Origin of the sequence: Microbacterium maritypicum, assembly GCF_041529975.1 — a bacterium.
In the GTDB taxonomy this organism is placed as follows: domain Bacteria; phylum Actinomycetota; class Actinomycetes; order Actinomycetales; family Microbacteriaceae; genus Microbacterium.
In genome coordinates this window covers 3,613,357-3,626,179 of the sequence record NZ_CP168030.1, presented here as the reverse complement: position 1 = coordinate 3,626,179, position 12,823 = coordinate 3,613,357, and the positions used below count along the sequence as shown (strand labels likewise).

Annotated in this window: 13 protein-coding genes; 5 read left to right on the top strand and 8 right to left on the bottom strand. The window is 70.3% G+C overall.

Annotation, left to right across the window (positions count from 1 at the left end):
• Nucleotides 1-12: 12 nt before the first annotated feature.
• Nucleotides 13-1,356: an MFS transporter gene (locus ACCO44_RS17560; RefSeq protein ID WP_372467601.1), complete on the top strand. Its 1,344-nt coding sequence runs from the start codon at nucleotides 13-15 to the stop codon at nucleotides 1,354-1,356.
• Nucleotides 1,357-1,425: 69 nt separating this feature from the next.
• On the opposite strand, the gene ACCO44_RS17555 is transcribed toward ACCO44_RS17560, so the two are convergent.
• Nucleotides 1,426-2,169 carry a hypothetical protein gene (locus ACCO44_RS17555; protein ID WP_372467600.1) on the bottom strand — a complete coding sequence of 248 codons (744 nt, stop codon included), beginning with the start codon at nucleotides 2,167-2,169 and terminating at the stop codon, nucleotides 1,426-1,428.
• 103 nt (nucleotides 2,170-2,272) lie between these two features.
• On the opposite strand from ACCO44_RS17555, the gene ACCO44_RS17550 reads away from it, so the two are divergent.
• The gene (locus ACCO44_RS17550; protein ID WP_258134220.1) at nucleotides 2,273-2,863 is read left to right on the top strand and encodes a MarR family winged helix-turn-helix transcriptional regulator; all 591 of its coding nucleotides are present in this window, start codon (nucleotides 2,273-2,275) and stop codon (nucleotides 2,861-2,863) included.
• A gap of 12 nt (nucleotides 2,864-2,875) precedes the next feature.
• Here ACCO44_RS17550 and ACCO44_RS17545 read toward each other — a convergent pair whose 3' ends face one another.
• From ACCO44_RS17545 to ACCO44_RS17530, 4 genes are all read right to left on the bottom strand, one after another.
• Nucleotides 2,876-3,793 carry a cation diffusion facilitator family transporter gene (locus ACCO44_RS17545; RefSeq protein WP_372467598.1) on the bottom strand — a complete coding sequence of 306 codons (918 nt, stop codon included), beginning with the start codon at nucleotides 3,791-3,793 and terminating at the stop codon, nucleotides 2,876-2,878.
• A gap of 35 nt (nucleotides 3,794-3,828) precedes the next feature.
• On the bottom strand, nucleotides 3,829-5,235 hold the full coding sequence (locus ACCO44_RS17540) for an MFS transporter (RefSeq protein WP_372467596.1): 1,407 nt from the start codon (nucleotides 5,233-5,235) through the stop codon (nucleotides 3,829-3,831).
• 78 nt (nucleotides 5,236-5,313) lie between these two features.
• Nucleotides 5,314-5,832, bottom strand: coding sequence for a DUF3253 domain-containing protein (locus tag ACCO44_RS17535; RefSeq protein ID WP_262001807.1), 519 nt, complete (start codon nucleotides 5,830-5,832; stop codon nucleotides 5,314-5,316).
• Between the two features lie 54 nt (nucleotides 5,833-5,886).
• Nucleotides 5,887-6,735, bottom strand: coding sequence for a serine protein kinase RIO (locus ACCO44_RS17530; protein WP_372467595.1), 849 nt, complete (start codon nucleotides 6,733-6,735; stop codon nucleotides 5,887-5,889).
• Between the two features lie 261 nt (nucleotides 6,736-6,996).
• Here ACCO44_RS17530 and ACCO44_RS17525 point away from each other — a divergent pair, with 261 nt between their 5' ends.
• Nucleotides 6,997-8,193, top strand: a complete 1,197-nt coding sequence (locus ACCO44_RS17525) for an MFS transporter (RefSeq protein ID WP_372467594.1) — start codon at nucleotides 6,997-6,999, stop codon at nucleotides 8,191-8,193.
• 39 nt (nucleotides 8,194-8,232) lie between these two features.
• Here ACCO44_RS17525 and ACCO44_RS17520 read toward each other — a convergent pair whose 3' ends face one another.
• Entirely contained in the window at nucleotides 8,233-9,150 is a 918-nt protein-coding gene (locus ACCO44_RS17520; RefSeq protein ID WP_372467593.1) for a helix-turn-helix domain-containing protein, read from the bottom strand.
• Between the two features lie 154 nt (nucleotides 9,151-9,304).
• Between ACCO44_RS17520 and ACCO44_RS17515 the strand changes: the two genes are divergently transcribed.
• The gene (locus ACCO44_RS17515; protein WP_029261328.1) at nucleotides 9,305-9,766 is read left to right on the top strand and encodes a DUF3817 domain-containing protein; all 462 of its coding nucleotides are present in this window, start codon (nucleotides 9,305-9,307) and stop codon (nucleotides 9,764-9,766) included.
• A gap of 33 nt (nucleotides 9,767-9,799) precedes the next feature.
• Here the strand turns inward: ACCO44_RS17515 and ACCO44_RS17510 are convergent, their stop codons facing one another.
• Both ACCO44_RS17510 and ACCO44_RS17505 read right to left on the bottom strand, forming a co-directional pair.
• Entirely contained in the window at nucleotides 9,800-10,471 is a 672-nt protein-coding gene (locus ACCO44_RS17510; protein WP_029261329.1) for a hypothetical protein, read from the bottom strand.
• 19 nt (nucleotides 10,472-10,490) lie between these two features.
• Nucleotides 10,491-11,291 (bottom strand): MerR family transcriptional regulator, encoded by an 801-nt coding sequence (locus ACCO44_RS17505; RefSeq protein ID WP_262001796.1) that lies wholly within the window; start codon nucleotides 11,289-11,291, stop codon nucleotides 10,491-10,493.
• Nucleotides 11,292-11,459: 168 nt separating this feature from the next.
• Between ACCO44_RS17505 and ACCO44_RS17500 the strand changes: the two genes are divergently transcribed.
• The gene (locus tag ACCO44_RS17500; RefSeq protein WP_372467592.1) at nucleotides 11,460-12,773 is read left to right on the top strand and encodes a DUF222 domain-containing protein; all 1,314 of its coding nucleotides are present in this window, start codon (nucleotides 11,460-11,462) and stop codon (nucleotides 12,771-12,773) included.
• The last annotated feature ends 50 nt before the right edge of the window (nucleotides 12,774-12,823 follow it).

Here is a 12,823-nt window from a genome sequence, read left to right as displayed (position 1 = left end):
CAGACTGAGACCGTGACCAACACCCCCACTCTCGACGGCACTCGCTCCTCCCTTCGCCTCTGGTTCGCGATGGTCCCCCTCCTCCTCGGGGTGCTCATCGGCGCCCTCGCGATCAGCAGCGTCTCGACCGCCCTTCCCGCGATCCGCGGCGAGCTGGACCTGACCGACACCGAGGGACTCTGGCTGGTCGATGTGTACGCGCTGTCGTTGGCCGCGACGCTGATCGTCGCCGCGCGGATCGGTGATGCGTTCGGGCGCAAGACCATCATCCTGATCGGCCTGGCCGGGTTCGCCGTCCTCAACGTGATCGGCGGGCTCGCCGGCAGCGGCCTGCTGCTCATCGTCGTGCGGGCGCTGCTCGGTGTCGCCGAGGCCTTCGTCATCGCGGGCGTGGTCGCGACGATCGGCGCCAAGTTCCAGGCGCGCGAACGCGTGCTCGCCTACGGCCTGTGGACGGCGACCTTCGGCACGGGCAGCGCGCTCGGGCCCGTGCTCGGCGGAGTGCTGGCCGAGGGTCCTGGATGGCGCTGGCTGCTGCTCGGCAGTGTTCCGCTCGCGGTGGTCGCCGCGGCGCTGGCTCTGTGGCTCGTGCCCGACTCGCGCAGCTCGCAGCGCCCGTCCTGGGACCTACCCAGCATCCTGTCGTCGATCGTCGCGCTCGGTGCGCTCGTCTTCGCGCTGCATGAGGCCCTCGCGGCGCCGATGTCGGCGGTGGTCGCCGCGGTGATCGCGATCCTGAGCCTGGTGTTCTTCGTGCGCCGGCAGCGACGACTCCGTGATCCGCTCATCGACATGCGGCTGTTCCGGGTGCCGGGATTCAGTCCCGCGATCATCCGCATCATCGTGAGCAGCGGAGTGTCGTCGGCCTCGGTGCTGCTGGTGAGCCTGCATCTGCAGGACTCGCGCGGGCAGAGCGCGTCCGAGGCGGGCATCGCCCTGCTGCCGCAGGCGGTGGCGATCGCGATCGGCGGTGTCGTGGCGCCCGTGGCGCTGCGCTGGCTGTCGGCGAACGCCCTCACCGTCCTGGCGCTGATGCTGCAGGCCGTCGGGCTCGTCTGGCTCGCACTCGACCCCGCGATCGTGGCGATCCCGCTCGTGCTCGTCGGGCTCGGGTTCGGCGTCGGCGCGACCCTCGCCGCGACGGCGCTGTTCGAGGTGACGACCGAGGATCAGGCCGGCCAGGTCGGCGCGATCCAGGAGGTGGGGTTCGCGCTCGGCGGCGGGCTCGGCATCGCGGTGTTCGGCACCATCGCCGCCGTGCTGGTGACGGGCGGTTTCGTGGCGGCGGTGCTCGTGGCGGCCGTCGTGGTCACAGCTGCTGCGCTGGTGCCGCTGGCACGCCGCGGCGTGCGTTGATCCGCCCCTGATAGCGCGAAACGCCCCACCCGGCTGTCGGGTGGGGCGTTTCGCAGAGGGGGGTGGAGGTCAGGCGTCGCTACCGCGGGTGAAGCCCGCGTCGAAGCCGCGCTCGAAGGCGTGCTGGGCGATGCGCTCGGCACGGTGCGGACCATGTCCGCGGTGGGCGGGGTGTCCGTGGCCCCGGTCGTCGTGACCGTGGTCGCCGTGCCCGGGGTGTCCGTGCCCGGGGTGTCCGTGCCCGCGGCCGTGACCGCGGTGTCCGGCACCTGCTTCGCCGTGGCGGCAGCCGTGCTCGGCATCCGCGTCCGGACCGAAGCCGCGGCCGAACGGACGCCCGAAGCCGCGCGGGAATCCGCGTCCGTGGCGGGGTCCGCCGAAGCCGTGCCGACGGCCGCGAGGAAGAGGGGTCTCCTCGTCCCAGCCGAAGGCGCGGGCGATCTTCTCGAGCGAGGCGAGCGTCGTGGCCATCTCCTCGTCGGAGACGGCGCTCGACACCTTCGCGCGGATGCCGTCGACGATGGTGCCGAGGCGATCCTTCGCCGCACGGCCCTCGTCGGTGAGCGTCCAGCCGTCGCCCTCGGGGGCGACCCAGCCGCGCTCGACGAGTCGGTGCAGCTTGTGCTCGTTCAGCGGGCGGTCCGTCGTGACGGTGCCGTCGACGATGTTGAGGATCCGCCAGTCGCGGCGGCTGGCGTGCTCGCCGTCGAAGGCGGCGGCGAACTCGGCCGCCATCAGGCGGTCGGCGGCCTTCAGCCAGTAGCCGAAGGGGCGGGTGGTGTTCTCGGGGTTCTGTGATTCAGAGGTGTTCATGGGAAGTCCTTAGTTGTCAGTGTGCATGTGAATGTCACAGTGCATGTACATGTAGTGTGACATGGAGTCCCAATGCATGTCAAGTCGCATGTAAAATCGAACGGTGACCACCGAACCGCACGACCCCGCCGCGCAGGATCCCGCCGAAGCCATCGCGCAGGCGCTGTCCCGCCTGCGCGGGCGTCGCCCCGGCGACCGGGGCCCCGGCGGCCGCGGCCCGTCCGAGCGCGGTCGGGGTCACGGCGGCCCGCACGGCTGGCACGGCGGTCCGCATGACGACGACGCCCGCGACCACTTCGACCACCACCGCGGACACCCCGGCATGCCGCCCTGGATGGCCGACCCGTCGGGACGTCTCGGCGGACCCGCTCGCATGCGCCTGCTCGAGGCGCTGGCGGCGGCATCCGCTCCGCTCAGCGTCAGCGATCTCGGCATCGCGATCGGCGTCGATCAGCCGCGCGCCTCACGGCTCGTGCAACAGGCCGTCGATCACGGCTTCGTGCGCCGTGAGGCCGACCCCGACGACGCGCGACGCACCCGTATCGCTCTCACCGACGAGGGTCGCAGGCTCGCCCGCGGCATGCGCGGGGAGCGTCGCGAGATGCTCACGACCGCGCTCGCTTCCTTCACAGACGACGAGCGGGTCGAGCTCGCCCGGCTGCTGAACAAGCTCGCCGACAACTGGCAGCGCTGAACCGGCTGCGCCCTAGGCGCGCGCGAACTCGAGCGACGGCTCGTCGTCGACCGAGAGCGACAGCACGACGGTCTCGACGGCTTCGTGTGCCTCGATCCGCCGTTCGACGTCGCGCAGCCGGCGGGCCACATCGTGCTCGCGGGCGTCGCCGGCCAGGTCGATCTCGGCCACGATGAACAGCCGGTTCGGCCCGACGTACTCGATGTGCAGGTAGGTGACGCGCTCGATGTCGTCCAGCCCCAGCAGAGCGGTGCCGACGCGGGCCCGCAGCTTCGGCGCCGCCGTGGCGCCGACCAGGAACGCGATGTTCCGCCGGATCAGGATGATCGCGACGACGCCGAGCAGCACGCCGACCAGGATCGAGCCGATCGCATCCCACGCGGCCACGCCGGTGATCTGGTGCATCGCGATCGCGCCGGCCGCGATCGCCAAGCCGATGAGCGCGGCGGAGTCCTCGAAGAACACGGCCCGCAGCGTCGTGTCGCTCGTCTCCAGCACGAAGTCCCAGGTCGACGATCCGCGTTCCTTGGCCAGGCGCCGGGACCTCACCATCGCCTGTGTGAACGACGCGCCCTCCAGCACGAACGAGACGCCGAGCACGATGTACGCCACCATCGGGCTCTCCACGGGGCCCGTGTCGGACAGCTCCTGGATGCCGTGCATGATCGACACGATGGATCCGGCCGTGAAGATCCCGAACGCGGCGATGAGCGACCACACGAAGGCGTTGCGTCCGTAGCCGAGGGGGTGCCGCGCATCCTTGGTCTTCGCGCCGCGGCGGTCGGCGATGAGGAGGAACACCTCGTTGCCGGCATCCGCCCACGAGTGCGCCGCCTCGGCGACCATCGATGCCGACGAGGTGATGATCGCCGCGATCGTCTTCGCCACCGCGACGAGGATGTTGGCGAGGAAGGCGAGGATCACGGTCACGCGGTCAGGCTACTCCCGCCGCGGGTGTGCACGACTCAGCGCGGCGCCTTCACCGGGAGCAGCAGCAGGAAGCCGGCGATCAAGACGATCACGATGCCGAGGATGCCGTAGGCAGTCTGGCTCGTCAGCACGATCAGGAGCGTCCAGGCGCCGGAGGCCATCCAGCTCGCGGCGCGACCGGTCGTGGCGTAGAGGCCGAAGATCTCGCCCTCGCGGCCGGCGGGGGTGACCCGGGCGAGGAACGAGCGTGCCGCCGCCTGCGCCGGACCCACGAACGCGCACAGGACGAGGCCGCCGATCCAGAAGACCATCGACCCGGCGTCCCGCAGGAAGAAGACCGCGAGACCGGCGACGATCATCGAGCCGATCGAGGCGAGGATGATCCGCTTCGGGCCGAGGCGGTCGTCGAGCCGGCCGGCGGCGATCGTGGAGACGCCGGCGATCAGGTTCGCGACGATACCGAAGATGATGATGTCCTGCGCCTCGAAGTGGAACACGGCCGTGCCGATGATCGCTCCGAAGGCGAACACGCCGCCCAGCCCGTCGCGGAAGACGGCGCTCGCCAGCAGGTACCAGAAGGTGGGCCGGGTCTCCTCGTTGCGGTACAGCCCGGCGACGTCCTTCACCAGCAGCGGGTAGGAGGCGAAGAAACCGACCTTGCGCTCCGGGCGGCCGAGCGACGGCTCCGGCACGTTGAGGAAGATCGGGATGCTGAAGATGATCGCCCATACGGCGCATCCCACGGCGATCAGTCGATAGGCGAGGCCGTTGTCGGTCGACATGCCGAACCAGTCGAAGGTGTCGAGCACGACCACGATCACGAGGGCGATGATGCCGCCGAGGTAGCCGAAGCCCCACCCGAGGCCCGAGATGCGTCCGACGTTCTTCGGGTTCGCGATGCCGATGAGCATCGCGTTGGAGTTCACCGCGGCGATCTCCTGGAACACGGTCGCGGCCGAGATCAGGGCGACGCCCAGCCAGAACAGGCTCGGCGTCGGTTCGACGAACCACAGGCCCAGCATGCACAGGATCAGGGCTCCGGTGCCGATCCCGAGCCAGAGCTTCTGGCGCCCGGCGGCATCCGCCCGCTGGCCGAGCACCGGAGCGAGCAGCAGGATGCCGAACGCGGCGATGGTCGAGCCCAGCCCCAGCCCGGAGGCGAGGTCCGCCTCGGCGGCCAGTCGCACCTGATCGTTCTTGTCGAGGGCTGCCACGTCCGCGGGGAGGAATCCCTCCCCGACGAGGTACAGCGCCGTGAACACGAACGTGAGGATGACGGTGTTGAAGGGCTGCGTCGCCCAGTCCCACAGCGCCCAGGAGTACACCTGCTTCTTGGGGGCCGGCGTCTCGCCGCGCAGGTCGAGTCCGACGACGGCCACGGCGCCGCTGTTGGCGGTCGCCACGGGCTCGGGGACGCCCTGGCGAGATTCGGGTTCGCTCATGGGGGAAGTCTGGCGGCCCCCGGTGAACGCCCGGTGACGGCGCGCCGCACGCCGGATCGTGCGTGATCCTCGAACGGGTCAGAGCGCAGGGCCGCGCCGGATGCGGATCGGGCCGCGGGTCTCGTCGATGCGCACGCGCTCGCCCTTCTGCGTCACCACGATCTCGTCGCGGGCGGCGAGTTCCGCCGCGACGCGTCGGACGTCGTCCATGCGCGCGCGCCAGCCCTCGCCGCCGACCGCGCGCGCGACGTCGCTGGGGCAGATCGAGGAGTCCGACCGCTTGCGGGTGAGCGCTCGGATCGCCGCGGCGATGCGTTCGTCGAAGGCGTCGCCGGAGCGCGCCTCCCACCAGGGGGCGCCTCGTTCGCCGAGTGCGTTCTTGGCGTCCTGCACCCGGCGCCGGGCGTCGGGCTCCGACGCCTTCACCGCGCGCCGGGCCGCCATCAGCTCGTCGACCAGCTCCTGGCGCAGCGCATCGGGGATCGACGGATCGGATGCGCGCCACCGCCGTCCGTTCACGATGATGTGGTGGCCGTCGGGGGTGCGCTCCGGGCCGTCGTCCCGCTCGTGCGCCGCGTCCCGCTCGTGCTCCGCCATGCCGACAGTGTCTCGGGCCCGCAGCGACCGCTCCAGACCCTTGACGAGCGACGCTCACGCGTACGACGCGGCGAGCATCTCGGCGAACAGCTCCTCGGCGTCGCACTCGACGCGGTGCCGGGTGAACCAGTCGCAGATGTTCACGCAGTCGCGGTGCAGCAGATCGAGCCCCTGCGGGTTCGCGATGATGTCGACGATCTGCGGCAGGTCGATCACCCGCACCCGCCCCTCGTGCACGAGCAGGTTGTACGCGGAGAGGTCGCCGTGGGCGAAGCCGGCCGCGGCGAAGATCCGCATGAGATCGACCACCTGGACGTAGTACTCCTGCAGCTCGGCGCGGTCGCTGCGCACCTGGGCGAGTCGGGGCGCGGCCGTGCCGTCGGCATCGCCGAGGAACTCCATCAGCAGCTCGGTGCCGTTGACCTGCACGGGGTAGGGCACGGGGGCGCCGAGCTCCCACATCCGGCACAGCGCCTCGAACTCGGCGAACGACCACTGCGCCGCGGCGACCTCGCGGCCGTGATCCGACTTCCTCGCGAGGGCGCGGGTGTCGCGGGTGTTCCGGGTGCTGCGGCCCTCGGTGTAGACGGACGAGCGGTGGAAGCTGCGGTGCTCGGCGCTGCGGTAGCGCTTCGCCGCGAGCAGCGTGCGCTGGCTCGGGTCGTCCGGCACCGCGCGTTCGAGCAGGAACACGTCGGCCTCCTTGCCGGTCTTGAGGATGCCGCGTTCGGTGTCGAGTGCGCCCGCCGAGGTGACCACCCACGCGGGCCACGGCTGGGGGCCGCGCTCGGACGGGGTGATCGCGGGCCAGGTGGACCAGCGCTGCCCCTCGCCGGGATCGACGTCGGCGAAGGAGAGTTCGGTTTCGAGGGAGTCGAATGAGGAAGTGAAGTGATCAGACAAGGTGTGGCTCCGGGAGCAGGAGGCCACGCCAGGGTCAGGAGCGGGTGGCCTCGAAGGGAAGGTGGTCGGCGGTGAGCGCGACAAAGACCGTGTTCATGTCTTCAGCTCCTTCCGCTCGGGCTTCCCGGGCGCTTCCCGGTGCGTCGTCGAGCATAGGGCGTGCGTCGGTTCCGTGTCCAGGATTCCGGGACTCGGACGATCGGTCGGTTGCGGCGGACGCCTGATCGGGCGACGGCATCCGGATGCTGCGAGCGTGGAACCATGACCATCACAGCGCCCGTCCCCACCGTGCCGGCCTCGGCCGTCACCCGCATCCGCTACGGCGGACTGATCGTGCTGATGCTGATGGGCTTCCTGCTGGTCACGGCGGAGTTCCTCCCCAACGGCGTGCTGACCGAGATGGCCGACGGGCTCGGCGTCACTCCCGGTCAGGCCGGGCAGACCGTCACTGTCACGGCCCTCGTCGGCCTCGTCGTCGCGCCGACGATCGGACTGATCTTCCCGCGCCTCGACCGACGGTCGCTGCTGGTGTGGATGGCGCTCGCCGCGGCGGTGTCGAACCTCATCGTGGCGATCTCGCCGAATCTGATCATCGTGCTGCTGGCGCGCTTCCTGCTGGGCGCCGCGATCAGCGCGTTCTGGGCGATGTCGATCACGGTCGCCGCCCGCCTCGCGGGGCCTGCGAACCTCGGTCGCGGCGTCATGTTCACCTCCGCCGGTGTCTCGCTGGCGACCGTGGCCGGCGTGCCGCTGGGCGTGATGCTGAGTGAGCTCGTCGACTGGCGGATGGTCTTCGCCATCGCCGGAGGGCTGATGGTGGTGCTCGCGGTCGTCCTGCGATTCACACTGCCGTCGGTTCCGGCCGAGCGCGCGTCGAGCCTGCGCCTGCTCGTCGACACGCTACGCCGGCCGGGCATCGGACTCGGCATGGTCGGGCACGTGCTCGTGGTTCTCGGGCACTTCCTCGCCTACACGTACGTGCGTCTCGCGCTGGAGCGCATCCCCGACGTCGACGCCTCGACGATCGTGGTGCTGCTCGCGCTGTTCGGCGTCGGCGGCCTCCTCGGCAACATCACGATCGGACTCGTCATCGACCGCACGTTCGCCTTCTTCGCCGTGTTCGCGCCGCTGGTGATCGCCGTGTCCGTGATCTCGATGATCCTGTTCTCCGGGTCGTTCCTGGGTGTGGGCATCGTGGTGGTGGTCTGGGGCTTCTTCTTCTCGTCCTGGCTGATCGTCGCGAACACCTGGGTCGGACACCGGATGCCGGATCGGCTCGAAGCCGGCGGCAGCCTCGTGGTCGTGGGCTTCCAGGGGGCGATCACCATCGCGGCCGGCGTCGGCGGGCTCCTCGTCGACACCCTGAACGTCGAGCTGGTCTACGTGCTCGGTGCGGCCGCGCTGCTCGCCGGTGCCGTGCTCTTCGGGGTGTCCAACCGGGTCAGCAGCCGCGCCTGACGAGGGTGCCCGTGACGGGTGGGGACGGGCGGGACGGCGTCAGGCGGAGACGGGGATCCGGTTGGCCATCCGCCACGACGTGGGGGTCAGCCCGGTGCGGCGGCGGAACGCCCGGCTGAACCCCTCGTCCGAGGCGTAGCCCAGCTCGCGGGAGATCTCCGAGACACTGCGTCCGGCCTCGAGCATCCGCTTGGCCGCGTCCACGCGCACCTCGGTGACGTAGTCCGCGGGGGAGCGGCCGACGGCGTTGCGGAACCGCTCGGCGAAGGTCGACCGCGACATGGCGCCGATGGCCGCGAGGCGTTCGACCGTCCAGTCGCGGCCGGGCTCCTCATGGATGGCGTCGACGACGCGGTCGAGGAACGGGTCGTTCGACAGCGACGGCCAGCCCGCCGGTGCGCAGCCGTTCGCCGCCCAGGCGCGGATGACCGACAGCAGCACCGTCGTCGCCATCATGCGGCAGATGACCGGGTCGCCCTGACGGGCCGGGAGCACGGTGTGATCGACGAGGCCCATGTTCAGGGCCAGGGCGGCGGCGGCCGGCTCGATGTCGTCGAAACCGGTGACGGTGAGGAAGGGCGGAAGCAGGGCGGGCAGCGGCGAAGCCGCATCCGCGAGCACGATCTCGGCGATCATGAGGCTCGTGTCGCCCTGGGCCTCGAGCGCGAACGGTGTGCGGCCGAGTGTGAGGAAGGCATCGCCCGCGACGAGCACGTCGCGGCGGCTGCTCGGGTCGACCATGAGGCGGTGCGAGTCCCGGTCGACGTCGAGGCGGCAGCCGTCGCCGAGCGGCGGATGCCCGTGCACGCCGCCTTCGACGATGTACACGAGGGTGATGGCGCCGGTCGGGATCGGCAGCAGTGTGCCGGAGGCGAGCGACATCCGACGGCCGACGCCGACGCGGAGGTCGACGGCGCCGAGCACCTGCGAGATCGCGTCTGCGTCCACTGTCACCATGCCTTCGGCAACGCCTCCGTCGCGTCCGCTATTCCGCATCCGACTTCTTCGAGGCGCGAAACAGGTCGCATCGCTCCGGCGTTCTCAACCATTCGGTTGATTCGACGGCGATGACGGCCGGATACGGTGGGAGGACCCCCACCCGAGGAGTTCCGTGTTCCGCACCCCCGACCGCCTGTTCCGTGTTCTCGCGATCGCGGAGGCGATCACCTGGACGATCCTGATCGCCGCGATCATCGCCCGTGCCGTCGGCGCGCCCGGGGTCGTGGTGACGGTGGGTGGCGGCATCCACGGATTCGTGTTCCTCGCCTATGCGGCGACGGCGATCCTGGTCGCGCTGAACCAGCGCTGGCACCCCGGCGTCGGTGTGCTCGCGGTGGTCAGCGCCGTGATCCCGTACGCGACGATCCCGATGGAGATCTGGTTGCACCGCACCGGTCGCCTCGACGGTGCCTGGCGCCTCGAGGCCACGGACGACTCGCGGGATCGTCGCTGGTACGACCGCCTGATGCGGTGGTTCCTGCGGCGGCCGTGGGTGCTGGCGCTGCTGCTGGCCGTCGGCATCGTGGCGCTGTACGTCATCCTGCTGCTGGTCGGCCCTCCCGGCGGCAAGTGAGCCGCCCCGGAGTGAGCCCGGTCGGCGTGGCGATCAGGGCGTGACGACGACCGCGTTCGCGTCGGTGACGGCGTCCATGATCTTCTCCGCGTCGTTGGCCATGCAGTCCACGATCGTGTAGAGACCGACTCCGGTCTGCGTGAACGCGCGGGCGGCCATGAGCCACGACCGAGAACCCTCCACCGCGCTGACCTGACGCATCTCGACGCCGCCGTTGCCGCCCGCCATGTAGCTGAACTCGCCGGTGGTGGCGACGGGGGTGATGTCGGCCGTCGGGGTCTCCAGCAGCACGCCGAGGATCGCATCGGACGACGCGCTGTCATCGCCGTCGACGACGGGCACATCGGTCATGTGGCCCTGCCAGAAGCGCACCGTGCAGGTGCCGTCTGCCGTGCCGTACGTCCAGCCGCCGTTGCCGTCGTCGGGCGAGATCGTCTCCCACTGCTCGTCGGCGATGAATCCGTCGCCCCACTCGATGTAGGTGTCGGGATCGAGGTCGAGGCCCTCCTCGAAGGTCAGCGTCGTGCCGGGGGTGCCGCCTTCCGGGGCGTCCGTCCCGTCGGTCTCCGTGCCGGGCGACGGCGCCGCAGAGGGATCTGCTGCGGGGATCTGCGCGTACAGGCATCCGCTCAGGGGCAGGATCGCGAGCGTCACGATGGCGGCGGCGGTGCCGAGGCGGCGGGTGGCGGAGGCGGTCCACATCATGCCCGTCAGCCTAGCCACTTCAGGCGCGTCGGACGGGCTGCTGCAGCTCGGTGACCCAGTCCGACTGGTCGTCCGACACGGCGCGGACGTAGAGCTCTCGGCACGGCCCGTCGTGCACCAGACCGCGGGCGAAGATCTCGGTGTGGATGCCGTGCCAGCTCTCGGCGATGCGGTCCATCGACCCGAGGTGGATGCCGCACACCGCTTCGTTCGCGGCCGGGAGTTCGATGATCTCGAACCCGTCGCGGGCGGGGCCGGAGTATGTGTACCCGACGACGACCTGCAAGCCGTCGTCGAGCGTCTCGTACTGGGCGATCGGAGTGGAGAGCGAGTGCTCGTCGCCGATGATCGCCGCCACGGCGTCGAACGACGGGCCCACGACGGCGGCGACGGACGACTGATCGGCGACGACGGTGCGGATGGCGGCGAGGCGGACGGCCGGGAGGGGCTTGTCGACGATCTCGATCGGGGACATGTGGTTCTCTTTCTCGATGAGGTGGAGGCGCCGCTCCACGTCGACGAGTCTCTCTGCGGCGACCCGGTGCTCCAGCTCGACCTCCGCGCGGCGGATCCGCAGCAGGGAGGCGATGCGGTTGGCGTCGACACCTCGGTCGAGGATCGACGAGATGTCATCGAGCCCGAAGCCCAGCTGACGCAGGGCGACGATCCGATGCAGACGATCCAGTTGCGAGGGGTCGTAGGAGCGGTAGCCGCTGAACTCGTCCACGTGGGCGGGGACGAGCAGGCCGGCCGTGTCCCAATGCCGCAGCATGCGGTGGGTCACCTGGCCGATCTGCGCGAACGCTCCGATGGACAACATGTCTCTGTTCTCCCGTCTGCCACAGTGTCAGGGTCAAGTATCGCGTCCGGGATGTGTCGATCGATTTCGCGGCGGTGTGCGGGACCCCCCGTGACCGCATATCGGTATTTCGTTTTGTGGGCCTGATCTGGCCCTTTGAATGTCGGTGGCCCCTGATTGACTCGAGATATGGCAGCACTGGTGGATGCGACGGTCGAGCAGGTGGGGACGCTCGCCGAGCTCACCGACATGCTCGTCGGGTTGGAGCGCACGATCAGCAGTCTGCAGGCCGCGCGTGACGGCGTGCTCGCGGTCGGTTCCCGGCTGGCGCTGCAGGTTGCCGACGAGGCGGAGCATCCGGATTTCGGCGATCTGACCACCCGCACGGTCGCGGCAGAGATGGCGGCGGCGCTCCGGGTGAGCGACCGCACGGTGCAGGCACGGATGACGGAGGCGGTGTGGCGGGTGGAGCGCTTCCCGCTGGTGTGGGCGGCTCAGGGGACCGGGCGCATCAGCGCCGCACATGCACGGGCGATCTGCGATGCGGCAGAGCATCTGGAAGACGCGGCCGATCGCGACGCATACTCCGCCGAAATGGTGCCGTTCGCCGAATCGGGATCGCCGAACCGGGTGTCGCGGCATGGTCGGCGCGTCGCGGAGCGGTTCCAGTCCCGGTCGGTCGACGAGCGGCACAAGGATGCGCGGGAGAAGCGGTCGGTGTGGGTGAAAGACGTCGGCGACGGCATGTCCCAGCTCGGGCTGCTCGGCCCCGCCGCGCTCGTGCACGGCGCATTCGAGCGACTGACGCAGATGGCGCAGGGCGTGCAGGAGCAGGGTGAGGCGCAAGCGCAAGCGCCATCGCACGAGCCCGAATCGCCGGAGCGGGAGGACGTCGATCAGCGCACGGTCGCGCAACTCCGCGCCGATCTCGCGCTCGACCTGCTGCTCACCGGTGCTCCGGCGGGCCATGACACTCCTGAGGGACTTCTTGCCGCAATCCAGGGAGCGGTATCCGTCACCGTTCCGGTCACGACCCTGATGGGGCACGGTACGACTCCGGCCGAACTCGACGGGCGTACACCGATCGACACCGGCACGGCGAAAGCTCTTGCGGGAGCGGCGTCCGGGTGGGATCGGATCCTCACCCACCCGATCACGGGGGCGCTGCTCGCCGTCGATCGCTATCGGCCCGGCTCCGAACTGAAACGGCATCTGCGGGCACGGGATCAACGCTGCCGATTCCCCGCCTGCGGGTATGCGGCCCGCGACTGCGACATCGACCATCATCACGATGCCGCCCGCGGCGGGCCGACCGCCGTGAGAAATCTGGGCCACCTCTGCCGCCGCCATCACGTGCTCAAACACCATTCGCCGTGGGTCGTCGAAGTGCTCGGCGACGGCGCCTATGCCTGGACGAGTCCGACGGGCAGGGTCTACCTCGATCGACCGCAGCCCCAGAACACCGTGACGTTCGTCGAGGATCACGCGCTCGCACCCTTCTGATCAGGGGCAAGGGAGTGTGCGCGGGGCCGTACGGGGTGCGGTTCCGCAAA